A 24,851-nucleotide genomic window follows, 5' to 3' on the forward strand; every position below is an offset into this window, starting at 1 on the left:
GACGTCAGGTGAAACGACGCGTCAGTCCCGGATTACTTCACTTCCTTGAAGTCGGCGTCGACCACGTTGTCGTCCTTCGCGGCTGCACCACCGGCACCGGCCGCACCCGCCTGGGCGCCCGCAGCACCGGCTGCGCCACCGGCGGCAGCGGCTTGCGCCTGCTGGTCGGCGTACATCTTCTCGCCCAGCTTTTGCGCCGCGGTCGACAGGGCAGCGGTCTTGGCATCGATGGAGGCCTTGTCGTCACCCTTCAGGGCCTCTTCCAGCTCCTTGATGGCCGCTTCGATGACTTCCTTCTCGCCGTCTTCGAGCTTGTCGCCGTACTCGCCCAGGGCCTTCCTGGTCGAGTGCACCAGCGCGTCGCCCTGGTTGCGGGTCTCGGCCAGTTCCTTCAGGCGCTTGTCTTCCTCGGCGTTGGCCTCGGCGTCGCGCACCATCTTTTCGATCTCTTCCTCATTGAGGCCAGAGTTGGCCTTGATGGTGATCTTGTTTTCCTTGCCGGTGGCCTTGTCCTTGGCGCCCACGTGCAGGATGCCGTTGGCGTCGATGTCGAAGGTCACTTCGATCTGCGGGGTGCCGCGCGGTGCCGGCGGGATGCCTTCCAGGTTGAATTCACCCAGGGCCTTGTTGCCCACGGCCATTTCACGCTCGCCCTGATAGACCTTGATGGTCACGGCCGGCTGGTTGTCGTCGGCAGTGGAGAACACCTGGCTGAACTTGGTCGGGATGGTGGTGTTCTTCTTGATCATCTTGGTCATGACGCCGCCCATGGTTTCGATACCCAGCGACAGCGGGGTCACGTCCAGCAGCAGCACGTCCTTGCGGTCGCCCGAGAGGACCGAACCCTGGATCGCGGCGCCCACGGCGACGGCTTCGTCGGGGTTGACGTCACGGCGCGGGTCCTTGCCGAAGAACTCCTTGACCTTCTCGATGACCTTGGGCATGCGGGTCATGCCGCCGACCAGGATCACGTCGTCGATGTCGGAGACCTTCACGCCGGCATCCTTGATGGCGGTGCGGCAGGGTTCGATGGTCTTGGCGATCAGTTCCTCGACCAGGGATTCCAGCTTGGCACGGGTGATCTTCAGGTTCAGGTGGACCGGCGCGCCATTGGCCATGGCGATGTAGGGCTCGTTGATCTCGGTCTGCTGCGAGGACGACAGCTCGATCTTGGCGCGTTCGGCCGAAGCCTTGATGCGCTGCAGGGCGATGGCGTCCTTGGACAGGTCCAGACCGTTGATCTTCTTGAATTCCTCGATGATGTAGTCGATCAGGCGCTGGTCGAAGTCTTCGCCACCCAGGAAGGTGTCACCGTTGGTGGAGAGCACTTCGAACTGCTTTTCGCCATCGACGTCGGCGATTTCGATGATGGACACGTCGAAGGTGCCGCCACCCAGGTCATACACGGCGATCTTGCGGTCGCCCTTCTCTGCCTTGTCCAGGCCAAAGGCCAGCGCAGCCGCGGTCGGCTCGTTGATGATGCGCTTGACATCCAGACCGGCGATGCGACCGGCATCCTTGGTGGCCTGGCGCTGGGCGTCGTTGAAGTAGGCCGGCACCGTGATGACGGCTTCGGTGACTTCTTCGCCCAGGTAGTCTTCGGCGGTCTTCTTCATCTTGCGCAGGACTTCTGCGGAGATCTGCGGCGGTGCCAGCTTCTTGTCGCGCACGCCGATCCAGGCGTCGCCGTTGTCGGCAGCCACGATCTCGTAGGGCATCAGGTTGATGTCCTTCTGCACTTCCTTTTCGGTGAACTTGCGGCCGATCAGACGCTTGGAGGCGTAGATGGTGTTGCGCGGGTTGGTCACCGCCTGACGCTTGGCGGGTGCGCCGACGAGGATTTCGCCGTCTTCCTGGTAAGCAATGATGGAGGGCGTGGTACGCGCGCCTTCCGAGTTTTCGATCACCTTGGGCTGATTGCCTTCCATGACGGAAACGCAAGAGTTGGTGGTGCCCAGGTCAATGCCAATGATTTTTCCCATGATTTTTCCTTCGATCTTTCAGCCCTGGATGCCGGGCTACAGTAGTTTTGGATGTTTTTAATATGTGGAGAAAAGATGGACTTTCAAGCGTCGAAACCACCGGAACAAGCAAAAATGATGCCTTTGGCGCTGTTCCCCCTTCGACGCCGGTCCGCTTACTTTCCCTGGGCCACCGTCACCAGCGCGGGGCGCAACAGACGGTCGGAAATCATATAGCCTTTTTGCAGCACGGCCACGACGGTGTTGGCTTCCTGCTCGGCCGGCACGGCCGAGACGGCCTGGTGCTTCATCGGGTCCAGCTTGTCGCCGGTTTGCGGGCTGACTTCCTGCAGCTTGTTCTTGTCGAAGGCCGAGGTCAGTTGCTTCAAGGTCATGTCCACGCCTTCCTTCAGGGATTCCAGCGAGGCGTTTTCGATCTTCAGGGCCATTTCCAGGCTGTCCTTGACGGCCAGCAGGGATTCGGCAAAACCTTCGATGGCGAACTTGTGGGCCTTGGCGATGTCTTCCTGAGCGCGGCGGCGGATGTTCTCGCCTTCGGCACGGGCGCGCAGGAAGGCGTCCTGCATCTCGGCAGCACGGGCTTCCGCGGCGGCCAGCTTGTCTTCCAGGGTGGGCTCGGCCGGAGCAGCCTGCTCGGTGGCATGGGCGGCAGCGGCGGCATCCTGCGACTGCGGATCTTGCTGGGCGGTTTGGGCTTCCTGTTTTTCCATGTCTTGCATTCCTGAATTACCTCCAACGAATCGATTGGTGACGTGCATCCGGCAAATTGCGTGCAGTATCGCCGGCGCAAGATGCGGCTCAAGTAAGGCATATCCCTGCATTTTCAAGGGCTATTTAGCCTTTTTTGAGTGGTTTTTTGCCTGATTCTGCCGTTGCCGCGTGAAATCCCGAGCGTTGGATAGCTTTTACCAGGCCGGCCTTCATGTTCACTCGATGCCGGCCTAATATGAATTTAGCCCCATAGCGGGCTGCCCTCGGACTTATCGTATCAACAAGGTGACATCATGAAACCGCCACTGATTGCGGCCACCATCCTCATCGCCGCCTACAGCCTCTTGGCAACCGCCTGGATCAGCTATACCCATCTGGTCGGCGAATTCACGCTCTGAGACTGCCTCCGGGCTGACATCCTGCTTCTGCCGTCGCGACCGCTGGCAAGCTGTGGCGACCCGCGGAACGGCTGCTTTGTTCTTCTATAGAGCAGGCGATTGTGCAGCAGAGAGTTGCATAATAAACAACAGCGATGCATCCCGTCCGTATTCTAGCAGGCTGCACGCGGCATTCTGTCGATTCCGGGCAACTTGTTGTTGCCCCATGACAATGCGTTATTGGGAGGCCCCCAGGGCCTTGGCGCGTTCGACGGAAATGAGCGCTTGCCGGGCCGCCTCGTCGCGGGCCGCCACGTTGCTCATGGTGGGCCAGCCGGCCAGGTGCTGCTCGACGATCTCCACCATGCCACCGATCCAGGCTGGGGCTTCATTCAGACATGGAATAAAGTGAAACTCCTTGCCACCAGCCTGCAGGAAGTCATGCTTGACCTCCATGGCGATTTCTTCCAGCGTTTCCAGGCAGTCACTGGTGAAACCGGGGCACATCACATCGACCCGGCGCACACCCTGGCGCCCCAGTTCCTGCAGGGTCGGGGCGGTGTAGGGTTGTAGCCATTCCGCCTTGCCAAAGCGCGACTGGAAGGTGACCAGATATTCTCCTTCGGACAAACCCAGCGACTGCGCCAGCAGGCGCGCCGTCTTGTAGCACTCGCAATGATAGGGATCGCCCAGCAGCAGCGTGCGCTTGGGAACACCGTGGAAACTCATGACCAGCTTGTCGGGGCGCCCATTGAGCTCCCAATGATCCAGCACCGACTGGCGCAGGGCCTGGATGTAGCCGTCCTGGTCGTGATAATTGCGGATCAGGCGCAGCTCGGGGATGTTGCGCACCTGGCGGTAGTGCTCGAACACGGCATCGAAGATGGAGGCCGTCGTGGTACCGGAATATTGCGGATAGGCCGGCAGCACCAGGATGCGGGTGCAGCCCTGTTCCTTCAATTGGTCCAGCACCTGCGGCAGCGAAGGCGTGCCGTAGCGCATCGCATACGTCACCTGCAATTGATGATGGCCGCGCGCAGCCAGCTGCACGCCCAATGCGGCCGCCTGGCGCTGCGTATGCACGCGCAGCGGCGAGCCCTCCTCGGTCCAGATGCTGGCGTACTTGGCGGCGGATTTGGAAGAACGGAACGGCAGGATGATGCCATTGAGGATGAACCACCAGACCGCCCGCGGGATTTCCACCACCCGCGGGTCCGACAGGAATTGCCTGAGGTAGCGGCGCAGTGAGGGGGCATCGGGAGCATCGGGCGTGCCCAGGTTGACCAGCACCACCGCAGTGGAGGCCGGACTGCCGTGGGTGTAGGGAGGTTCTTTGCGGAAGGCCATGGTCGCTTGATTGGATGTTCTTGTGGTGATCGCGGACGATCAGGGATCTGGGATCAGGAGGCCAGCAGTTCGCGCGCGTGCTTGCGCGTGGTGGCGGTGATTTCCAGGCCACCCAGCATGCGGGCGATTTCCTCGACACGGGCCTTGGCATCCAGGCCGTCGATGTCGGACAGGGTCTTGCCACCCTCGCTGCGTTTCTTGACCTGGTAATGCTGGTTGGCCTGGCTGGCGACCTGCGGCAGGTGGGTCACGCACAGTACCTGGCGTTCCTGTCCCAGGCGCTTGAGCAAGCGTCCCACCACTTCGGCCACGGCGCCGCCGATGCCGCTGTCGACTTCGTCGAAGATCAGGGTCGGCACGGTCGTGGCCGCCGAAGCGATCACCGAGATGGCCAGCGAAATACGCGCCAGCTCACCGCCCGAAGCCACCTTCGCCAGCGCACGCGGTGCCACCCCGGCATGACCGGCGACCAGGAACTCCACCTGTTCCAGGCCATACGCAGCGGGCTCGCCGACGTTGAGCACGATCTCGAAACGACCGCCGGCCATAGACAGGTCCTGCATGGCTGCCGTGACGGCCTCACCCAGTGCAGTTGCCGCCTTGGCCCGGGCCTTGGACAATTTCTGCGCCTGAGACAGGTAGGCGGCCTGCAGCTTGTCTTCCTGGGCGCGCAGGGCGTCGAGGTCGCTGGCGTCGGCCAGCTGCTTCAATTGTTCGGAGAGCTTGCGATATTCCTTGGGCAGTTCATCGGGCTGCACATGGAATTTGCGGGCGCTGGAATGAATCGCTTCCAGGCGCTCTTCCACTTCCTGCAGACGCGCCGGATCGAGCTCCACCCGCCCCAGGTAATCATTGAGTGCATACACGGCTTCCTGCAGCTGGATCTGCGCCGGCTCCAGGGCGTCGAGCACCGGCTTGAGGGCGGTATCGACATCCACCAGCTTGCCCAGCTTCTGCGTGATCGAGGACAGTTGCGAGAGGATCGGCGACTCCGATTCGGAGATCACGCCCAGCGCTTCCTGCGCACCGCCGATCAGCGCTGCCGCATGCGAGAGGCGGCTATGCTCGGTGCTGATCTCGGCCCATTCACCGGGCTTGACGGACAGTTTCTGCAGCTCCGCCACCTGCCATTCCAGCCGCTCGCGCTCCAGCAGCACATTGCGGGCATCCTGCTCGAACTGCTCGCGTTGACGTGCCAGGGCGCGCCAGGTGCGGTGGGCAGCGGCGACCTCACGCGCCTGGTCCAGCAGGCCGGCCTGGCTATCCAGCAACTGGCGCTGGGCATCGGCCTTCATCAGCGACTGGTGCGCATGCTGGCCGTGGATATCGACCAGCATCTCGCCGACCTCACGCAATTGCCCGGCGGTGGCCGCGCTGCCATTGATGTAGGCCTTGCTGCGACCGGCATTGTCGATCACCCGACGCAGCAGCACGCCGCCATGTTCGTCGGCGAACTCATGCTCTTCCAGCCAGGCCTGGACCTCGGGCGTAGCGGTGAAATCGGCGCTGACGTCGGCCTTGGCCGCGCCCTCGCGCACCACGCTGGGATCGCCGCGACCGCCCAGGGCCAGCGCCAGGGCATCGATCAGGATGGATTTGCCGGCGCCGGTTTCGCCGGTGAAGACGGAAAATCCGCGCGCAAATTCGAGCTCGATGGCATCGACAATCACGAAGTCGCGGATCGTTAAGGTACGCAGCATGGTGGTCTCGCAGCGGGTTGGACGGACAGGCCTGAAGAATGGCGCAAGCCGGCATGCGCCGGCCGCGCTTATTGTAATCGGCCTTCTATCGAGGGGTATTCATTCCAGTGCAGCTTCTCGCGCAGGGTGTCGAAATAGCTCCAGCCCTGGGGATGCAGGAAGGTGATCTTGTGTGCCGAACGGCGGATCACGATACGGTCGCCATGCAGCACGCTGGTGAGCGACTGCATGTCGAAGTTGGCGCTGACCTCGCGCCCGGAAACCACCTGGATCACGATCTCGCAGGAATCCGACAGCGTGATCGGACGATTGGACAGCGAATGCGGCGAGATCGGCACCATCACGATGCCATGCAGGCTGGGGTGCAGGATGGGTCCGCCGGCCGAGAGCGCATAGGCGGTGGAGCCGGTCGGGGTGGCCACGATCAGGCCGTCGGAGCGCTGGTTGTACATGAAGCGGCCATCGACCTCGACCCGCAGCTCGACCATGCCGGAGGTGGAACCCCGCGCCACCACCACATCGTTCAGGGCCAGGGCGCGGAAGATCTCGCCACCCTCGCGATAGACCCGCGCTTCCAGCAGCGAGCGCGACTCGGCTTCGACATTGCCGTCCAGCATTTCGGCCAGAGCCGGTATCATGCGGTCTTGCGCGATGTCGGTGATGAAACCCAGGCGCCCCTGGTTGATGCCGATCAGCGGTACGTTGTACGGTGCCAGCTGGCGCGCGATGCCCAGCATGGTACCGTCGCCGCCGACCACGATGGCCACGTCCGCGTGATGACCGATCTGCTCGGGAGTCATGCTGTCATAGCCTTGCAGGGCGATGTTCTCGGCGGTTTCGGTCTCGAAGACCACGGTGTGGCCGTGCGACTCCAGGAACACGGCGATGTCCGACAAGATCTGCGCGATGCCGACGGCCTGGTACTTGCCGACGATGGCGACGGTTTTGGGTACGGCTGCCTGAACGGGTAATTTGATGGGCCACATGCTGCGGATTAGACCATAATTTGAGATGACATTGTAATGAAACCAAGCGCTTCCACCCTGCCTCCCCCGCCTATCGAAGCGGTCCTGTTCGACCTCGACGATACCCTCTGGGCCATCGAACCGGTGCTGGTGCGCGCCGAAGGCCTGCTCTACGACTGGCTGCGCCAGCACGCACCGGCCGTGGCTGCCGCGCATACCGTGGCCAGCCTGCGCGAACGCCGCATGGCCCTGATGCGGACCGATCCGGTCTACCGCATCGATCTCTGGAAGTTGCGCCATACCGCCTTGACCGAGGTCTTCCGCGAACATGACGTGGACCTGGCCCTGGTCGATCCCGCCATGGCCCTGTTCTCCGAAGCACGCAGCACGGTCGCGCTGTTCGACGATGTGGAACCGGCACTGCTGCGCCTGAAAGACAAACTGACGCTGGGCTCGGTCTCCAATGGCTTCGCCGACCTCGAACGCATCGGCCTGGCCGGGCACTTCGGCGTCTCCATCGCAGCCCACCGCTTTGGTCGCGCCAAGCCCGATCCGGCGATCTTCCACGCCGCCTGCGAAGCGCTGCAGGTCGCGCCGGGCGCCACGGTCTATGTCGGCGACGATCCCCTGCTGGATGTGCAGGGTGCGCAACAGGCCGGCCTGCGCGCGGTGTGGATGAACCGCTTTGCGCGAACGCTGCCCGATGGCATCAGCCCCGATGCCATCTGTCGCGATCTGCACGAGCTGCACGACTGGCTGGCGGCTCAGGCCTGAAGTGCCGGCTGGCGCCAATTCACATCCGCCGTCACGTAGCTGTCACTCTTTGCATCATAAGCCGCTAGAATATGCACCATGCAACTCGATAACCGCGCCCGCACACTCCTGAAGGCACTGGTCGAACGGTACATCGCCGACGGCCAGCCGGTGGGCTCGCGCGCCCTGTCGAAACTGTCCGGCCTGGAACTGTCACCAGCGACCATCCGCAACATCATGGCCGACCTGGAAGAGATGGGCTTCGTCGCCAGCCCGCACACCTCGGCCGGACGGGTGCCGACGCCGCGCGGCTACCGCATGTTCGTCGATACCCTCCTGACGGTCGAGGCGATCGACGAAAGCGCGCTGGAGGGCCGCCTGCAGGCTCGCCTGCAGCACAACACCTCGCCGCAGAAGATCATCACCAACGCAGCCCAGGTGCTGTCGTCGCTGTCGCAGTTTGCCGGCGTCGTGATGACGCCCAAGCGCGAATCGGCGTTCCAGCAGATCGAATTCCTGCGGCTGTCGGAAAAGCGCATCCTGCTGGTGATCGTGGACCAGGGTGGCGATGTGCAGAACCGCATGCTGCTCACCGAGGTCGATTACACCCCCAGCCAACTGGTCCAGGCCGCCAACTACATCAACCAGCATTACGCCGGCCAGTCCTTCGATCAGGTGCGGCTGCGCCTGCAGGGCGAGCTGCGCCAGTTGCGCGACGACATGACCGTGCTCATGCAGGCCGCCGTGGAAGCCGGCAGCGACGCCATGAGCGAGGAGGCCGACAACAACGTGGTCATCTCCGGCGAGCGTAACCTGCTGTCGGTGAGCGACCTGTCCTCCAACATGAATTCCCTGCGCCGCCTGTTCGACATGTTCGAGCAGAAGACCGGCCTGCTGCAGTTGCTGGATGTGTCCAGCAAGGCCACGGGCGTGCAGATCTTCATCGGCGGCGAATCGCAACTGGTACCGATGGACGACATGAGCATCGTCACCGCCCCCTACGAAGTCAACGGACGCATCGTCGGCACCCTGGGCGTGATTGGCCCCACCCGCATGGCCTACGAACGGGTCATCCCCATCGTCGACATCACCGCCAAGCTGCTCTCCAGCGCGCTGAGCCAGCACTGAAGACGGATACGGCTTCCGCCGGCGGAGCCAACGAAAAAAGCCACGTGGGACATCACGTGGCTTTTTCATTTTCTTTGCAAAGGATTGCCTGCGTAAAAATCCGCAAGCAAGGCCCTGACTTATTTCTTCAGTTTCTTGCAGTTCTTGCAATGTCCGTACAATGCCAGCGCGTGGTCGGCGATTTCGAAACCGTGTTCCTGGGCGATCTTGATCTGGCGCTTCTCGATCTCGGCATCGAAGAATTCCTCGACCTTGCCGCAGTCCAGGCAGACCAGGTGGTCATGGTGCGAACCTTCGTTCAGTTCGAAGACCGCCTTGCCGGTCTCGAAGTGGTTGCGCTGGAGCAGGCCTGCCTGCTCGAACTGCGTCAGCACGCGGTAGACGGTGGCCAGGCCCACGTCAAGATTGTCGGAGAGCAACTGTTTGTAGACGTCTTCGGCGCTCAGGTGGCGCACGGAGGTGTTCTGGAAGATTTCCAGGATCTTCAGGCGTGGCAGGGTGGCCTTCAGGCCGCTGGCCTTCAGTTCGGATGGATTGTTCGGCATGGTAGAGTGGGTTCCCGGTTTTTACTGGTCTCAAACAGGCGCGCTGGTCCGCTGGGAGGGCCTGGGGACCGCTCCGGCCGGGCTGGTGGGGCAGCCTTTTGCGTCCGGAACGCACTCATGCCTATTTAAGAAGTAAGTTCTAGCTTATCATATAGCGCTTTAGGCTCATGGCTCAACCCGGTTGAAAACTTTATGCGCATGCTTTCCCGAATGAAGTCCCGTCATCAAACCGCCGCAATCGGCGTCGTCGCGGTCCTGGCCCTGCTGGCGGGCTGTTCCTCGACCAAGTCGCCCGAGCAGGCGGCCCCGACCGACACCTCGGGCGTGAAGGTAACCGGCAAGAGCAACAGCCTGTTCGGCTTCCTCAAGCCCTACCGCATCGACATCCAGCAAGGCAATTTCGTCTCCAAGGAAATGGTGGCGCAGTTGCGCCCCGGCCTGACCCGCGACCAGGTGCGCTTCGTGCTGGGCACCCCGCTGCTGACCGACATGTTCCACGCCAATCGCTGGGATTACGATTTCCGCCTGGCCAAGGGCAATGGCGAAATCATGACCAGCCGGGTCTCGGTCTTCTTCAAGGATGACCTGCTGGATCACGTCGAAGGCGGCGAGAACCTGCCCACCGAGAGCGAATACCTGACCCTGATCACCGACTCCAAGGTCGGCGCCAAGGCCAGTTTCGGCGCCGACAAGGACAAGGCCGACAGCGAAGTCAAGCCGGCCTCTCCCGTGGCGCCCTCCTCGGCCACTGGCAAGTAAGCAATACCCGTCTCCCGTCTCCCGTCATCCGTCATTCCGAGTTTCCCATGACAGTATTGAATATCGCAGTCGCCGGCGCCTCCGGGCGCATGGGCCGCATGCTGATCGAAGCCATCCTCAACGCCGACGACCTCAAGCTCTCCGGCGCCCTTGACACTCCCAGCGCACCGGCCATCGGCACCGATGCCGGCCTGTTCCTGGGCAAGACCACCGGCGTGCTCATCGAATCCGACCTGGCCCGTGGCCTGGCCGGTGCCGACGTGCTGATCGATTTCACCCGTCCTGAAGGCACGCTGAAGCACCTGGAGTTCTGCGCTGCGCATGGCGTGAAGGTCGTCATCGGTACCACCGGCTTCGAAGCCGAAGGCAAGGCCGCCATCGCCGAATTCGCCAGGAAGACCGCTGTCATGGCCGCCCCCAACATGAGCGTGGGCGTCAACGTGACCCTGAAGCTGCTGGAACTGGCCGCCAAGAACTTCTCGCACGGCTACGACATCGAGATCATCGAAGCGCACCATCGCCACAAGGTCGACGCCCCCTCCGGCACCGCCCTGAAGATGGGTGAAGTCATCGCCGACGCGCTGGGCAAGAATCTCGACGACGTCGCCGTCTATGCCCGCGAAGGCGTCACCGGCGAGCGCGATCCGTCCTCCATCGGTTTTGCCACCGTGCGCGGCGGCGACATCATCGGCGACCACACCGTGCTGTTCGCCGGCATCGGCGAACGTATCGAGATTTCGCACAAGTCGTCCAGCCGCGTCTCGTACGCCATGGGCAGCCTGCGTGCCGCGCGCTTCCTGGCCGGCAAGGAGAGCGGTCTGTACGACATGCAGGACGTGCTGGGCTTCAAGTAAGCCTGGCCCGAAACCACAGGAAATGCCCGACGCTGCCGCGCCCCACCAGGTCCGGCAGCGAATTTTTTTGGGGCAGGCCGCTCAAAGCGACAGCCCCCCTTGATTGCTTCCGATTGACCCATTGCCGCGCTGGCGCGGCGCTTTCCCGAAAGAACGCAATATGGAACCGAACGTTGGATTTGCCCACTACTGGGCGCAAGGCGATGCCGTTTCCCACTCCGTCGCCTATCTGCTGCTGATCATGTCGATCGCCAGCTGGTACTACATCCTCTCCAAGGCCTGGGCTGCCTGGCGCATCCGCCGGGGTAGCAACGCGCTGGAACAGTTCTGGCAGGCCCCCACCCTGGCCGACGCCACCGGTGCCATGCAGCGCCTCGACAGCGAGCAGATCTACAGCCCCATGGCCGAGCGCGCCGCCGAAGCCGCCGACATCGGCACCCGCCAGCAAGGCACGCCCTCACTGAACGCCGCCACCGACCCCGGCGAACTGATCACCCGCACCCTGCGCCGCGAAATCAACCGCGTCTCGGCCCGTCTGGAACGCGGCCTGACCCTGCTGGCTTCGGTCGGCTCCACCGCCCCCTTCGTCGGCCTGTTCGGCACCGTCTGGGGCATCTACCACGCGCTGGTGGCGGTCTCGGCCAGCGGTACGGTACAGATCGACAAGGTCGCCGGCCCCGTCGGCGAGGCCCTGATCATGACTGCGCTGGGCCTGCTGGTGGCGATTCCGGCGGTGCTGGCCTACAACGCCTTCACCCGCATCAACCGCGTGGTGCTGGCCGAACTCGACGGCTTCGCCCATGACCTGCACGCCTATCTCACCACCGGCGAACGCGTCGGCGGCATGCGCAAGCCATGACACCCGGGAGCCCATCATGAGTTTCGGCGGATTCAACGACAACCAGAACTCGGCCCCGATGGCCGACATCAACGTCACCCCCATGGTGGACGTGATGCTGGTACTGCTGGTGATCTTCATCATCACCGCGCCCATGTTCACCCACGCCCTCAAGCTGGACCTGCCCACCGCGCAATCGGCGCCGGCCCCTGAAAAACCGGAAACCATCACCCTCGGCATCGATGCCGCCGGCAAGCTGTACTGGAACGACCAGCCGGTCAGCGAAGAGGAAATGGACAGTCGCCTGGCCGATGCCGCCGGCAAGAAGCCACAGCCCGAGCTGCAGCTGCGCGCCGACAAGTCGACCCGCTACCAGACCATCGCCGAGGTGATGTCGGCCGCGCAGTCTGCCGGCCTGACCAAGCTGGGCTTCGTCACCGACCCCAAGGCCAGCAGCAAGACGCAAGCCAAAGCCAACTGAAAGAGATAGCACATGGCCACCGTAACACTGGCGGGCGACCGCATCACCGACTGGGAGAGCTTCCACACCGAGAGCGCGCAAGCCTTCGGCTTTCCCGATTTCTATGGCTGCAACATGGATGCCTGGGTGGATTGCCTGTCCTACCTGCGCGATGACGAAGGCATGTGCAAGTTCAAGCTCAAGCCCAAGGAAGTGCTGGTCATCGAGATCAGCCACAGCGCCGAGTTGCATCAGCGCCTGCCGGACCTGGTCGAGGATGTGGAATTCTGCTGCACGGCCATCAATGACCGCTGCGAGGATTACGGCGAAGCGCCGGTGATCGAGCTGATCTGGAAGTAGATCGGCGCGGTTGACTTATCTTTCGTATCGCTGCGGCCGGATGAATTGATCTCTATTGCAGATCAATCCATCCGGCCCCATCAATCACATTCAATCGACTTCAATCGATCAGTTCATCGCCGTCATAGAACGGATACGGCCCATCGAACTCACCGATGAATGCCGTATGGCTCACCAGGCTGCGCGCCTGCGCATCCCACCAATGCAACTGGAAGCCCGGCGGCTCCATCACGAAACAGGATGGCGCCTGCGGATCCAGGTCCAGTTGCACCTGATGTGACACCCCCGGACAGGTCGTGGCCACCGTGCCGGCGAAACGCCGCTGGATGGAGCGATGCAGGTGACCGCACAGGATGCGCTCCACCTGCGGGTGCTTCTTCACCACCGCTTCCAGCACCTGCGGATTGACCAGCCCCATGTCATCCATGTGTCCGATGCCGGTCGTAAACGGCGGGTGGTGCATGGCGATCACGGTGGGCCGCTCCGGCTGCTGCGCCAGCACCTCATCGAGCCACTGCATGCTCTGCACCGACAACTCGCCGCCACTGGCACGCGGGATCACCGTATCGAGTGCCACGATGCGCACCGGATACTCCTCGACCACATACTCGATGCGTTCACCGCCCTGCTGCAGGTAGGCGTGCTCGGGAAAGGCCGCCCGCAGCGCGTTGCGCTCGTCGTGGTTGCCCGGCAGCAGGTAGTAGGGCATTGTCAGCGGCGCCAGCAGCTCGCGCAGGCAGGCGTATTCGGACGGCTTGCCGAAGTCCACTAGGTCGCCGGTGATGACCAGCACATCCGGGCGCTGCTTCAGGCCGTTGACCTGCGCCACGCAACGGCGCAGGCTCTCGGCGGTATCCACCACCCGGTACGACTTCTTGCCATCGGTCTTGATGTGCAGGTCGGAAATCTGTCCCAGTATCATGCGTTCTCCTTCACGGCGGCGGGCGCCATCTTCACCAGGGCCTCGGCCGGCACCCGCAGCGCGATCTGCTGGCCGGCTTCCCACCAGCCACGGCGGCTGGTCTCGGCGATGACCGGGCGCTCCGCCCCGATCTCGATTTCAAAGCGGGTGCGGTCGCCCAGGAAAAAGGTATTGATCAGCTTGCCACGCAGGCATTGCGCATCGGCTTCGGTGATATCGACCACCTGCACATCCTCGGGACGGAACATGGCCCATGCCGGCTGGCCCTGTTGCGTCGCATTCATCGGATTGCCGGCATCGGGCAGCGGCAGGCTGCCATTGGGCAGCAACAACCTATCTCCGGAAACGATACCCTGCACGCGATTCATCGCACCGATGAAATCGGCCACGAAGTCATTGGCAGGATGATAGTAGATCTCCTGGGGCGTGCCGATCTGCGATATCTTGCCGCGCTCCATCACCACGATGCGGTCGCCCAGCGCCATCGCCTCACCCTGGTCGTGGGTGACATAGATGGCGGTGATGCCGAGGCTGCGCAAGAGCTTGTTCAGGTCACTGCGCACCGCTTCGCGCAGCTTGGCGTCGAGCGCTGTCAGCGGTTCATCCAGCAGCAGCACGCGGGGCTCCATCGCCAGCGCCCGGGCCAGCGCCACACGCTGCTTCTGACCACCGGAAAGCTGGTCCACGCGACGATGCGACAGCCCCTGCAGATGCACCATCTCCAGCAGCTTTTCCACGCGCTCGGCGCGCTCGCCGGCCGGAATCTTGCGGATCTTCATGCCGTAGGCGATGTTCTCGCCCACGCTCATGTTGGGGAACAACGCATAATTCTGGAATACCATCCCCACGCCGCGCTTTTCGATCGGCAGCGCGGTCACGTCATCCTCGCCGAAGAGCACACGACCGCCCTCGTCGGGGAACTCCAGACCGGCAATCATGCGCAGCGTGGTGGTCTTGCCGCAGCCCGACGGGCCCAGCAACACCAGGGTTTCACCGGGATGGATTTCCAGGTCCAGCGGCTGCAGTGCCCGTGTGCCGTTGGCGAAGGACTTGGCACACTGGTGTAGGCGAATGGAAACGGCTTCTTTCTTGGACTTCATAGACTGACTTTCTTGCGTGTTGCCTGGGTCGCCCACTGCATGCCGATCAGGAGCGGAATGATCATGAAAAAGAAGATCAGCGTATAGGCCGATCCCACCTCCAGCCGCATCGATGCATAGGCATCGGCCAGGCCCACCGGCAGGGTCTGGGTCAGCGGCGTGTGCAACATCCAGGTGATATTGAATTCGCCGATCGACAGGGTCACCACCATCAGCGCGCCGGCCAGGATGCCGGAGGCCGCATTGGGAATCACGATGCCGAAGAAGCGACGCAGGCGCCCCGCACCCAGGCTGGCAGCGGCTTCTTCCAGCTGCGCCAGTTGCGAGGACTGCATCACCGCCAGCACCGGGCGCACCATGAAGGGCAGCGTGAAGAGCACATGCCCCACCAGGATGAAGAGAATGCTGGCGCGGAACTGGCGATACTGCCCATAGGCCATGATCAGCGCCAGCGCAGTGGCCAGGCCCGGCACCGCCACCGGCATCATCAGCAATTCCTCGATCACCCGTGCCAGGCGGCTATGCCCACCGCGATAGCGCGCCAGCATGTAGGCCAGCGGCACCCCCGCCACCAGCGTCACCGCCAGGCAGGCCAGCGCGATGAACAGCGAGCGCCAGATGGTGGGCTGGTACATCTCCCACACCTGGGCCACCCAGCGCAGCGTGAGTCCGCTGGACAAGCCCACGAAGAAATTCTCGGTGACGCCGGCCAGCATCGACAGCACCACCGGCACCACCAGGAAAGCGCACACCAGCAGCGTAAAGGCCAGTTGTACGTAAAAACGCAATCGTTTCTGCATCATCGTTCCTTGCGCGCCTTACGCCGCTGCCGCCACGCCGCTGCCGGTGAGCGAGCGCGCCAGGGCCAGCATGGCCCAGGTGATCAGGCCCAGCACGATGGACAGCGAGGCCGCCGTGGCGAAGTTGGCGTAGCCGGTAAATTCGTTGTAGATGGTCATGGGCAGCACATCGATATTGGCGGCCAGGGTAAAGGCCGTACCGAAGGCACCGACGCTGGTGGCAAAGCAGATCGCCCCCGACGAGATCAGGGCCGGCAGCAACGCCGGCAGCACCACATGCAGCAACACCTGCCAGGGTCTCGCGCCCAGCGAACGGGCCGCCTCTTCCAGTGATGGATCGAGTTTCTCGGCCGCCGCCACCACCGTCAGGATCACCCGCGGAATGGAGAAGTACAGGTAGCCCAGGAACAGCCCCACCAGCGAATAGGCAAACACCAGCGATTCACCGAACAGCCAGTTGGTGAAGCTGCCGATCAGGCCTTGGCGCCCGGCCAGCATGATCACCATGAAGCCGACCACCACGCCGGGAAACGCCAGCGGGAAGGTCAGCATGGCCAGCAATACCGACTGGCCGGCAAAGCGGTTGCGTTGCAGGAACAAGCCCACCATCACCGAGATCGCCAGCGTGGCCAGGGTCACCACCGCCGACAGCGCCAGCGTGGACAAGAGGCTGGCGAAGTAATGGCGATTGGTCAGCACCGACAGATAGGCCATGGCACCGTCCGGGCCGGATGCGCCGACTGCGACCAGGCGCGCCATCGGCAACAGCCAGAAGGCGCAGAACAGGGTCAGGCCCGGTGCGGCAAACCACAGCCACACGCCGTTGCCGGCGCTGCGCACACCGGCGCCCGGTTTGCGCTCGGGCTTGAGCACGCCCGGTGCACCTGGCGTAGCGGGGATGGCGTTTTTCATGCTTGCTCCTGCGTCTCGCATTTATCGCACTTCAGCCAGGTAACGCTCGCCGAACTTGCGCTGTGCTTCGGCCATCTTGCCGTAGTCGACCGACTTGGCACGGGCATATTCGGCCGCCGGCAGGAAGCGCGATTCGGCTTCCTTGGACATGGCCGCAGCACGCACCGGACGCAGATAGGCGTTGGCCCAGATGGCCTGCCCCTGATCCGACAACAGGAAGTCCAGCACCTTCTTGGCCTCGGCCTGGTGCGGCGCATTCTTCACCAGCGACACCACGTAGGGCACGGTCACGGTGCCTTCGGTGGGGATCACGAAGGCGACGTTGGCGTGGTCCTTGTACTTGGCGCGATAGGCGTCGAAGTCATAGCCCAGCAGGATGGGAATCTCACCCGAGATCAGGCGCGCATAGGAGGTCTGCTTGGGCACGATGGGCTGGTTCTTCTGCAGGTTCTTGAAGTAGCCGATGGCCGGCGAGAAGTCATCCAGCGTGCCGCCCAGGGCCTGGTTGATCGCCACCGCGCCGACGTAGCCGACGAAGGCCGAGGCCGGGTCCAGGTAGCCGATCAGGCCCTTGTATTCCGGCTTCTGCAGGTCAGCCCAGGACTTGGGGACCGGCTTGCCCTTGAGCGCATCGACGTTGACCATGATGCCCATGGTGCCGGAGTGGATGGTGAACCAGTAACCGTCCGGGTCCTTCAGGCCATTGGGAATGTCGTTCCAGTTGGCCGGCTTGTAGGGGGCCACCAGATCCTTGTTCCTGGCTTCGATGCCGAAGGACACACCCAGGTAGGTGAAGTCGGCCACCGGACTGGCCTTTTCGGCCGTCAGCTGGGCCAGGGCCTGGCCACTGTTCTTGTTGTCGGGCGGCACGGTGATGCCGGTCTTGTCCTTGATCGCCTTGATCTGGGCAGCCCAGTCGGCCCACTCCGGCGGACAGTTGTAGCAGATCGCGGTCTGGGCAGAAGCAGCGACGGAAGCCGACAGCAGCAGTGCGCCGGCAGCGGTTTGAATAACACGTTTCAGGAACATGTCAGATCCTTTCCTAGAGGTTGAACAACGAAAGCACGACAAAATTCAGGACAGCGAATGTGCAGCCGGCGGCGGCGCCACCGACCCGCCCTCGCGCAGTACATGCGGCAGGATGTGACGCAGCGCCGGCTGGGCAGACTGCGGGGACTGCGGGGACTGCAATGACGGGCCCTCCGCAGCCGCCGGCACGGCACGCTCGATGGCTTCCACCAGCGTGCGCAGGGCGACATCACCGATGCGCTCGGAAGGCTGCACCACGCTGGCCAGCACCGGAGCCATCAGGGCGCCGACCGGGATGCCGTCGAAGCCCATCACCGAGATATCGCCCGGCACCTGCAGACCCAGTGCGCGCAGGTCGCGCATGGCGCTCAGGGCCAGCAGGTCGTTGGAGCAGAACAATGCGGTGGGGCGCTGCAGCGGGTCGGCCATCATCTGCTGGTAGTCGGTGGCGGCGGTGAGGGTATGGCGCTCCACTTCGATGGCCGGCAGCGGCGCCAGGCCGGCCGCCTGCATCGCATCGAGATAGCCGTAATAGCGCTGCATGGCACGGTCGGACGCATTGAAGCGCCCCGACAGCATCTGGATGCGCCGATGACCCAGCCCGATCAGGTGGGCCACCGCATCACAGGCGGCAGCCCGGTTATCCACCGAGACCGAAGCGCGATGGGTGGTCGGGCCGGACGTGGCCAGCTGGTTGTAGGTCAAGACGAAAGGGATGCGTTCACGTTCCAGCAGGTCCAGCGTGGCATTGGAGCCGGCATCGGCCACCGTCAGGATCACCCCGTCCACCCGATGCCCCAGCAACAGCTCGACGGCCGCCGATTCTTCCTCCGGCAGGTATTCGGTGGTGGTGAACATGACCGAGTAATCCAGCGCGCGCGCCGCCAGTTCGATGCCCTGCAGGCACTGGGCGAAGACGGTATTGGACAGCGTCGGCACCACCACCCCCACGGTGCGCGAATTGCCGGCCCGCAGATTGCGACCGGTGAAATTGGGCCGAAAACCCAGTTCGGCGATGCTGCGATGGATCTTCTCGGCCGTTTCCGCGCTCACCGAACCAGGCTTGTTGAGCAGGCGGGACACCGTGGCGATGGACACACCGGCCAGATGGGCAACTTGTTTGATGGAAGGACGCACGGCGGCACCAGGGGGCGAATGAAAACGATTTCATGATGCCGCCCGATTGTTACGACCTCATGACCATGCGCGACAGGCATGCGGTATGCCGCAGGCGACCGGGGCGCCGGGCCCCCTGGGGGGCGGCCCCAACCAGGGGCGCCAAATTCATCGGTTCTATCGTAAAAAAATAGCTTTTTCGCAATTTTTCGATATTTGATGAGAACAAATTCGAGAATCGACATCGCCCGACGTGAAGATGGTTTCATACGTCTGCTCGATCAACAACACCGCCTACAGCCGCGCGAATCCAGCCGATCCGTCCCCCCTGACCGGCCGGATGCACGTAGCTGCGGTCCCTGATGCCGCCCTGCTCTGGCACAGGGATCTTTGCCCGCCTCCGGCTTTTTCCAGGGGGGCGGGCTTTTTTTGTTTCCCGTCGGAAAACCCCCATCCAGGCCTGCCCCTGGCCTGACCGGCGCAGTCTGCGTCGACGGGGTGGCGAGCCGGTATAATGCAGGGTTTCGAATCGCATTCCCTTCCCAACCGAATCCCATCCGTATCAGCCCGTCATGCAAGATAAATACAGCCCAGCCGAAGTCGAACAATCCGCGCAGCAGCACTGGAACGCCATCGACGCCTACAAGACCGTCGAAAACGCTCGTGACAAGCAAGGCCGCGACAAGAAGAAGTTCTACGCCTGCTCGATGCTGCCCTACCCCTCCGGCAAGCTGCACATGGGCCACGTGCGCAACTACACCATCAACGATGTGATGTATCGCTACCTGCGCATGAACGGCTACAACGTCCTGATGCCCATGGGATGGGACGCCTTCGGCATGCCCGCCGAGAACGCCGCCATGGCCAATGGCGTGCCACCGGCGCAGTGGACCTATTCCAATATCGACTACATGAAGTCGCAGATGCAGTCCATGGGCCTGGCCATCGACTGGTCGCGCGAGATGACCGCCTGCCGTCCCGAGTATTACAAGTGGAACCAGTGGATGTTCCTGAAGATGCTGGAGAAGGGCATCATCTACAAGAAGACCGGCACCGTGAACTGGGACCCGATCGACCAGACCGTGCTGGCCAACGAGCAGGTCATCGACGGCCGCGGCTGGCGCTCGGGTGCGGTGATCGAAAAGCGCGAAATCCCGATGTACTACGCCCGCATCACCGACTACGCCGACGAGCTGCTGGAACACGTCGAGACCAAGCTGCCCGGCTGGCCCGAGCGCGTGCGCCTGATGCAGGCCAACTGGATCGGCAAGTCCACCGGCGTGCGCTTCGCCTTCCCGCATGAGATCAAGGACGCCAGCGGCCAGCTGATCAACGACGGCAAGCTGTTCGTCTTCACCACCCGCGCCGACACCATCATGGGCGTGACCTTCTGTGCGGTGGCCCCGGAACATCCGCTGGCCACCCTGGCCGCCGAGAACAACCCGGCCCTGCAGACCTTCATCGCCGAATGCAAGCAAGGCAGCGTCATCGAAGCCGACATGGCGACGATGGAAAAGAAGGGCATGCCCACCGGCCTGTACGTCACCCACCCGCTGACCGGCGACAAGGTCGAGGTCTGGGTCGGCAACTACGTGCTCATCACCTACGGCGATGGCGCCGTGATGGGCGTGCCGGCGCACGACGAACGCGACTTCGCCTTCGCCCGCAAGTACGACCTGCCGATCAAACAGGTCATCGGCGTGGAAGGCAAGACCTACTCCACCGACGCCTGGGAAGAATGGTACGGCGACAAGGAAGCCGGCAAGACCATCGCCTCCGGCAAGTACGATGGCCTGGGCTACCAGGCGGCCGTCGATGCGGTGGCAGCCGACCTGGCTGCACAGGGCCTGGGCGAAAAGAAGGTCACCTTCCGCCTGCGCGACTGGGGCATCTCGCGCCAGCGCTACTGGGGCACGCCCATCCCCATCATCCACTGCCCGGATTGCGGCGACGTGCCGGTGCCTGAAAAGGACCTGCCGGTGGTGCTGCCGGAAGACTGCGTGCCGGACGGCAGCGGCAATCCCCTGAACAAGCATGAGCAATTCCTCAAGGTCGACTGCCCCAAGTGCGGCAAGCCGGCCCGTCGCGAAACCGACACCATGGACACCTTCGTGGACTCGTCCTGGTACTACATGCGCTATACCTCGCCGGGCAGCAACGACGCCATGGTCGATTCCCGCAACGATTACTGGATGCCCATGGACCAGTACATCGGCGGCATCGAACACGCCGTGCTGCACCTGCTGTACGCGCGCTTCTGGACCAAGGTCATGCGCGACTTCGGCCTGGTCAAGTTCGACGAGCCCTTCACTAACCTGTTGACGCAGGGCATGGTCCTGAACGAGACCTACTATCGCGAAGAAGCCTCGGGCAAGAAGATCTGGATCAACCCGGCCGATGTGGAACTGACCTTCGACGACAAGGGCCGCCCGGTCTCGGCGATCCTCAAGACCGACGGCCAGCCGGTGGAGATCGGCGGTACCGAGAAGATGTCCAAGTCCAAGAACAACGGCATCGACCCGCAAGCCCAGATCGACCAGTACGGCGCCGATACGGCCCGCTTGTTCACCATGTTCGCCTCGCCCCCGGAACAGACCCTGGAATGGTCGGGTGCCGGCGTGGAAGGCGCCAACCGCTTCCTGCGCCGCGTGTGGGCCTTCGGCTACAACAATGCCGCGCGCATCACCGCAGCCGGTGCCATCGCTGCCATCGACGCGACCCAACTCGACGATGGCCTGAAGACCCTGCGCCGTGAAGTCCACAAGGTGCTGCAACAGGCCGACAACGACTTCAAGCGCATCCAGTACAACACCGTGGTCTCGGCCTGCATGAAGATGCTCAACACACTGGAAGCCGCCAAGCCGGCCGCCGGCGCGCCCGGCGACGCCGTGCTGGCGGAGTGCTTCTCGATCTTCCTGCGCGTGCTCAATCCGGTGGCGCCGCACATCACCCACGTGCTGTGGCAGCAACTGGGCTACGCCGCCGCCCAGGGCGACATCCTCGACGCCGACTGGCCGCAGGTGGATGCAGCCGCCCTGGAGCAGAGCGAGCTCAAGCTGGTGGTGCAGGTCAACGGCAAGCTGCGTGGCGAAGTGACGGTTCCCAAGGATGCCGACAAGGCCGCCATCGAAGCCGCTGCCCTGGCCAACGAGGATGTGAAGAAATTCCTCACCGGCGCCCCCAAGAAGGTGATCGTGGTGCCCGGCAAGCTGGTCAACATCGTCGCCTGATCCGGCCCAACCCAACCGACGGAACTCCATGCACGCTCAAGTCCAAATCAAGCGTTTCTCGCAATGGCTGCTGATGGCCCTCGTTGCCGTGATGCTCACGGCCTGCGGCTTCCACATGCGCGGCGCGGCCGACCTGCCCTTCAAGACCATCTACCTCGGCTTTGCGCCCAACTCCGCCGTCGGCGTGGAACTCAAGCGCAACATCGAGGCCAGTGGCGCCAAGGTGGTCGCCGACGCCAAGGATGCCGAAGCCAACCTGAAGGTGTTGGCCGACTCCCGCGACCGCCAGGTGCTGACCTTGAACACCAACGGCCGCGTGCGTGAATATGCGCTGTTCCAGCGCTTCACCTTCTCCGTCACCGACCCCAAGGGTGTGGTGGTGATTCCGCCCACGGCCATCACCCTGCGTCGCGTCATCACCTATGACGAGAACCAGGAACTGGCCAAGCAGGCCGAGGAAGCACTGCTCTACCGCGACATGCAGTCCGACCTGGTGCAGCAGATCCTGCGTCGCCTGGCGGCCTCGAAGTCGGCCATCAGCACCGAGAAGGCGCAGTCGGATTCCTGATCCGGCCACGCACAATCATGCAATTGCGCCACGACTCCCTGGACGCCCATCTCGGCAAATCGCTGGCGGCACTCTATGTGATCGCCAGCGACGAGCACCTGCTGGCGCTGGAAGCGGCCGACAAGATCCGCCGCAGCGCCCGCGCCAATGGCTATACCGAGCGTGAAGTGCTGGTGGTGGAACGCAGCTTCAAGTGGGGCGAACTGCTGGCGGCCAACCAGTCGCAATCGCTGTTCGGCGACAAGAAACTGATCGAACTGCGCATCCCCAGCGGCAAGCCCGGCAAGGATGGCGGTCAGGCCCTGCAGGATTACGCCGCCAACCTCTCGCCCGACAACCTCACCATCATCAGCCTGCCCAAGCTGGACTGGGCCACGCAGAAGGCGGCCTGGGTCGGCGCCCTGCAGCAGGCGGCGGTATACATCGACATCCCGCTGGTGGAACGCGCCCAGTTACCGGGCTGGATCGGCAACCGCCTGGCTGCCCAGCAGCAGAGCGCTGACCGTCCCTGCCTGGACTTCATCGCCGACCGCGTGGAAGGCAACCTGCTGGCCGCGCACCAGGAAATCCAGAAGCTGGCCCTGCTCTACCCGCCCGGCAAGCTCGGTTTCGAACAGGTGCAGGACGCCGTGCTCAATGTGGCCCGCTACGATGTCTTCAAGCTCAACGAAGCCATGCTCTCCGGCGACATCGCCCGTCTCACGCGCATGATGGACGGCCTGAAGGGTGAAGGCGAGGCCCTGCCACTGGTCCTGTGGGCCGTGACCGAGGAAATCCGCACGCTCCTCAAGCTCAAGTCCGGCATGGCCCAGGGCAAGCCCGTAGGCGCACTGCTCAAGGAATACCGCATCTGGGGTCCGCGCGAACGACTGATGGAACCGGCCCTGCGCCGCATCAGCCTGGCCGCGCTGGAACAAGCCCTGCAGGAAGCCGCCCTGGTGGACCGCATGGTCAAGGGCCTGCGCGCCCGCACCTTCGCCGGCGACCCGTGGGACGCCCTGCTGCAACTGGGACTGAAACTGGCCCGCGGGCGCTGAGCCACCGGCAGGCCCATCAAGATCGCGCAACACAGACATACCAACACGGCCGCGCCCATCGCGCTGCGGAGGAACCAGAATGGAAAACATCGAACTCTACATGAACCGCATCGGCCAGCAGGCCCGTGCCGCCTCGCGTGCCATGGCGCGTGCCGATACCGCCGCCAAGAACCAGGCGCTGCTGCTGATCGCCGCCGCCATCCGTCGCGATGCGGACGCCCTGCGCGCCGCCAATGCGCTGGATCTGGATGCGGCCCGCGCCAATGGTCTGGCCGAGGCCATGCTGGACCGCCTGACACTGTCCGACAAGGCCATCGCCACCATGGCCGAAGGCCTGGAGCAGATCGCCTCCCTGCCCGACCCGATCGGCGAGATCAGCAACATGAAATACCGCCCCACCGGCATCCAGGTCGGGCAGATGCGTGTGCCCCTGGGCGTGATCGGCATCATCTACGAGGCCCGTCCCAACGTCACCGTGGACGCCGCCGGCCTGTGCATCAAGAGTGGTAACGCCACCATCCTGCGCGGCGGTTCCGAAGCCATCCATTGCAACCAGGCCCTGGCCAGGCTGGTGAAAGAAGGCCTGGCCGGTGCCGGCCTGCCGGAAGATGCGGTGCAGGTGGTCGAGACTACCGACCGCGCCGCCGTCGGTGTGCTCATCACCCTGCAGGAATACGTGGACGTCATCGTGCCGCGTGGCGGCAAGGGCCTGATCGAACGCCTGATCAAGGAAGCCAAGGTCCCCATGATCAAGCACCTGGACGGCATCTGCCACGTCTACATCGACGACAAGGCCGACACCCGCAAGGCGCTGGACGTGGCCTTCAACGCCAAATGCCATCGCTACGGCACCTGCAACACCATGGAAACGCTGCTGGTGTCGCGCAACATCGCCGCAGCCGTGCTGCCCCCGCTGGCCGAACTGTATCGTGTCAAGGAAGTGGAACTGCGCTGCGACCCTGAGGCGGCCGATATCCTGGCCGACTACCCCTTCCTGAAGCCGGCCACGGCTGAAGACTGGGACACCGAATACCTGGCCCCGATCCTGGCCGTGAAGGTGGTGGCCGACATGGATGAGGCCATCGATCACATCAATCGTCATTCCTCCCAGCACACCGACAGCATCATCACCGAGGACTACACCCGCGCCATGCGTTTCCTGCGCGAAGTGGATTCGGCCTCGGTCATGGTCAACGCCTCGACCCGCTTTGCCGATGGTTTCGAATACGGCCTGGGTGCCGAGATCGGCATCTCCAACGACAAGCTGCACGCGCGCGGCCCGGTGGGCCTGGAAGGCCTGACCTCGCTGAAGTATGTGGTGCTGGGCCAGGGCCAGGTGCGCCAGTAACCGATCACGT

The 24,851-nt window shown here is 63.5% G+C and carries 23 protein-coding genes; 11 read left to right on the top strand and 12 right to left on the bottom strand.

Annotation, left to right across the window (positions count from 1 at the left end):
* Positions 1-32 precede the first annotated feature (32 nt).
* From dnaK to HFRIS_RS03235, 5 genes are all read right to left on the bottom strand, one after another.
* A complete protein-coding gene (dnaK, locus tag HFRIS_RS03215; RefSeq protein WP_006461792.1) occupies positions 33-1,982 on the bottom strand; it encodes a molecular chaperone DnaK in 1,950 nt (649 codons plus the stop codon).
* A 155-nt stretch (positions 1,983-2,137) separates the two neighbouring features.
* Positions 2,138-2,701, bottom strand: a complete 564-nt coding sequence (gene grpE, locus HFRIS_RS03220; RefSeq protein WP_039874169.1) for a nucleotide exchange factor GrpE — start codon at positions 2,699-2,701, stop codon at positions 2,138-2,140.
* 606 nt (positions 2,702-3,307) lie between these two features.
* Entirely contained in the window at positions 3,308-4,417 is a 1,110-nt protein-coding gene (gene hemH, locus HFRIS_RS03225; protein ID WP_006461794.1) for a ferrochelatase, read from the bottom strand.
* A gap of 53 nt (positions 4,418-4,470) precedes the next feature.
* Positions 4,471-6,117 (bottom strand): DNA repair protein RecN, encoded by a 1,647-nt coding sequence (gene recN, locus HFRIS_RS03230; RefSeq protein ID WP_006461795.1) that lies wholly within the window; start codon positions 6,115-6,117, stop codon positions 4,471-4,473.
* A 68-nt stretch (positions 6,118-6,185) separates the two neighbouring features.
* On the bottom strand, positions 6,186-7,103 hold the full coding sequence (locus HFRIS_RS03235) for an NAD kinase (protein ID WP_006461796.1): 918 nt from the start codon (positions 7,101-7,103) through the stop codon (positions 6,186-6,188).
* 36 nt (positions 7,104-7,139) lie between these two features.
* Here HFRIS_RS03235 and HFRIS_RS03240 point away from each other — a divergent pair, with 36 nt between their 5' ends.
* Both HFRIS_RS03240 and hrcA read left to right on the top strand, forming a co-directional pair.
* Positions 7,140-7,856 carry an HAD family hydrolase gene (locus tag HFRIS_RS03240; protein WP_006461797.1) on the top strand — a complete coding sequence of 239 codons (717 nt, stop codon included), beginning with the start codon at positions 7,140-7,142 and terminating at the stop codon, positions 7,854-7,856.
* A gap of 78 nt (positions 7,857-7,934) precedes the next feature.
* Entirely contained in the window at positions 7,935-8,963 is a 1,029-nt protein-coding gene (hrcA, locus tag HFRIS_RS03245; protein ID WP_006461798.1) for a heat-inducible transcriptional repressor HrcA, read from the top strand.
* Between the two features lie 119 nt (positions 8,964-9,082).
* Here hrcA and fur read toward each other — a convergent pair whose 3' ends face one another.
* Positions 9,083-9,508, bottom strand: coding sequence for a ferric iron uptake transcriptional regulator (gene fur, locus HFRIS_RS03250; RefSeq protein WP_006461799.1), 426 nt, complete (start codon positions 9,506-9,508; stop codon positions 9,083-9,085).
* Between the two features lie 210 nt (positions 9,509-9,718).
* On the opposite strand from fur, the gene HFRIS_RS03255 reads away from it, so the two are divergent.
* The 5 genes from HFRIS_RS03255 to HFRIS_RS03275 all read left to right on the top strand — a co-directional run bounded on the left by HFRIS_RS03255 (position 9,719) and on the right by HFRIS_RS03275 (position 12,779).
* Entirely contained in the window at positions 9,719-10,267 is a 549-nt protein-coding gene (locus tag HFRIS_RS03255; protein ID WP_006461800.1) for an outer membrane protein assembly factor BamE, read from the top strand.
* A 47-nt stretch (positions 10,268-10,314) separates the two neighbouring features.
* Positions 10,315-11,121, top strand: coding sequence for a 4-hydroxy-tetrahydrodipicolinate reductase (dapB, locus tag HFRIS_RS03260; protein WP_006461801.1), 807 nt, complete (start codon positions 10,315-10,317; stop codon positions 11,119-11,121).
* A gap of 160 nt (positions 11,122-11,281) precedes the next feature.
* The gene (locus HFRIS_RS03265) at positions 11,282-11,980 is read left to right on the top strand and encodes a MotA/TolQ/ExbB proton channel family protein (RefSeq protein WP_006461802.1); all 699 of its coding nucleotides are present in this window, start codon (positions 11,282-11,284) and stop codon (positions 11,978-11,980) included.
* Positions 11,981-11,996: 16 nt separating this feature from the next.
* Positions 11,997-12,440: an ExbD/TolR family protein gene (locus tag HFRIS_RS03270; RefSeq protein ID WP_006461803.1), complete on the top strand. Its 444-nt coding sequence runs from the start codon at positions 11,997-11,999 to the stop codon at positions 12,438-12,440.
* 12 nt (positions 12,441-12,452) lie between these two features.
* Positions 12,453-12,779 carry a barstar family protein gene (locus tag HFRIS_RS03275; protein ID WP_006461804.1) on the top strand — a complete coding sequence of 109 codons (327 nt, stop codon included), beginning with the start codon at positions 12,453-12,455 and terminating at the stop codon, positions 12,777-12,779.
* Positions 12,780-12,879: 100 nt separating this feature from the next.
* On the opposite strand, the gene HFRIS_RS03280 is transcribed toward HFRIS_RS03275, so the two are convergent.
* From HFRIS_RS03280 to HFRIS_RS03305, 6 genes are read right to left on the bottom strand one after another with little or no spacing between them, the layout of a single operon-like run.
* Positions 12,880-13,701, bottom strand: coding sequence for a phosphodiesterase (locus HFRIS_RS03280; RefSeq protein ID WP_006461805.1), 822 nt, complete (start codon positions 13,699-13,701; stop codon positions 12,880-12,882).
* Complete coding sequence (locus HFRIS_RS03285) at positions 13,698-14,801, bottom strand: ABC transporter ATP-binding protein (RefSeq protein ID WP_006461806.1); 1,104 nt, start codon at positions 14,799-14,801, stop codon at positions 13,698-13,700. Before HFRIS_RS03285 ends, HFRIS_RS03280 begins: the two co-directional genes overlap by 4 nt.
* Entirely contained in the window at positions 14,798-15,601 is an 804-nt protein-coding gene (locus tag HFRIS_RS03290; RefSeq protein ID WP_006461807.1) for an ABC transporter permease, read from the bottom strand. The genes HFRIS_RS03285 and HFRIS_RS03290 overlap by 4 nt, the downstream gene beginning before the upstream one ends.
* A gap of 18 nt (positions 15,602-15,619) precedes the next feature.
* Positions 15,620-16,513 carry an ABC transporter permease gene (locus tag HFRIS_RS03295; protein WP_006461808.1) on the bottom strand — a complete coding sequence of 298 codons (894 nt, stop codon included), beginning with the start codon at positions 16,511-16,513 and terminating at the stop codon, positions 15,620-15,622.
* A gap of 21 nt (positions 16,514-16,534) precedes the next feature.
* Positions 16,535-17,542 carry an ABC transporter substrate-binding protein gene (locus HFRIS_RS03300; RefSeq protein WP_006461809.1) on the bottom strand — a complete coding sequence of 336 codons (1,008 nt, stop codon included), beginning with the start codon at positions 17,540-17,542 and terminating at the stop codon, positions 16,535-16,537.
* Positions 17,543-17,587: 45 nt separating this feature from the next.
* Entirely contained in the window at positions 17,588-18,679 is a 1,092-nt protein-coding gene (locus HFRIS_RS03305) for a LacI family DNA-binding transcriptional regulator (protein WP_006461810.1), read from the bottom strand.
* Between the two features lie 551 nt (positions 18,680-19,230).
* On the opposite strand from HFRIS_RS03305, the gene leuS reads away from it, so the two are divergent.
* The 4 genes from leuS (at position 19,231) to HFRIS_RS03325 (ending at position 24,841) form a co-directional block, all read left to right on the top strand.
* Positions 19,231-21,888, top strand: coding sequence for a leucine--tRNA ligase (leuS, locus tag HFRIS_RS03310; RefSeq protein ID WP_006461811.1), 2,658 nt, complete (start codon positions 19,231-19,233; stop codon positions 21,886-21,888).
* 28 nt (positions 21,889-21,916) lie between these two features.
* Positions 21,917-22,456, top strand: a complete 540-nt coding sequence (locus HFRIS_RS03315) for an LPS-assembly lipoprotein LptE (protein ID WP_006461812.1) — start codon at positions 21,917-21,919, stop codon at positions 22,454-22,456.
* Positions 22,457-22,473: 17 nt separating this feature from the next.
* On the top strand, positions 22,474-23,493 hold the full coding sequence (gene holA, locus HFRIS_RS03320) for a DNA polymerase III subunit delta (RefSeq protein WP_006461813.1): 1,020 nt from the start codon (positions 22,474-22,476) through the stop codon (positions 23,491-23,493).
* A gap of 79 nt (positions 23,494-23,572) precedes the next feature.
* Positions 23,573-24,841, top strand: a complete 1,269-nt coding sequence (locus HFRIS_RS03325; RefSeq protein ID WP_006461814.1) for a glutamate-5-semialdehyde dehydrogenase — start codon at positions 23,573-23,575, stop codon at positions 24,839-24,841.
* Positions 24,842-24,851 lie beyond the last annotated feature (10 nt).

This window comes from Herbaspirillum frisingense GSF30, assembly GCF_000300975.2.
Taxonomy (GTDB): domain Bacteria; phylum Pseudomonadota; class Gammaproteobacteria; order Burkholderiales; family Burkholderiaceae_D; genus Herbaspirillum; species Herbaspirillum frisingense.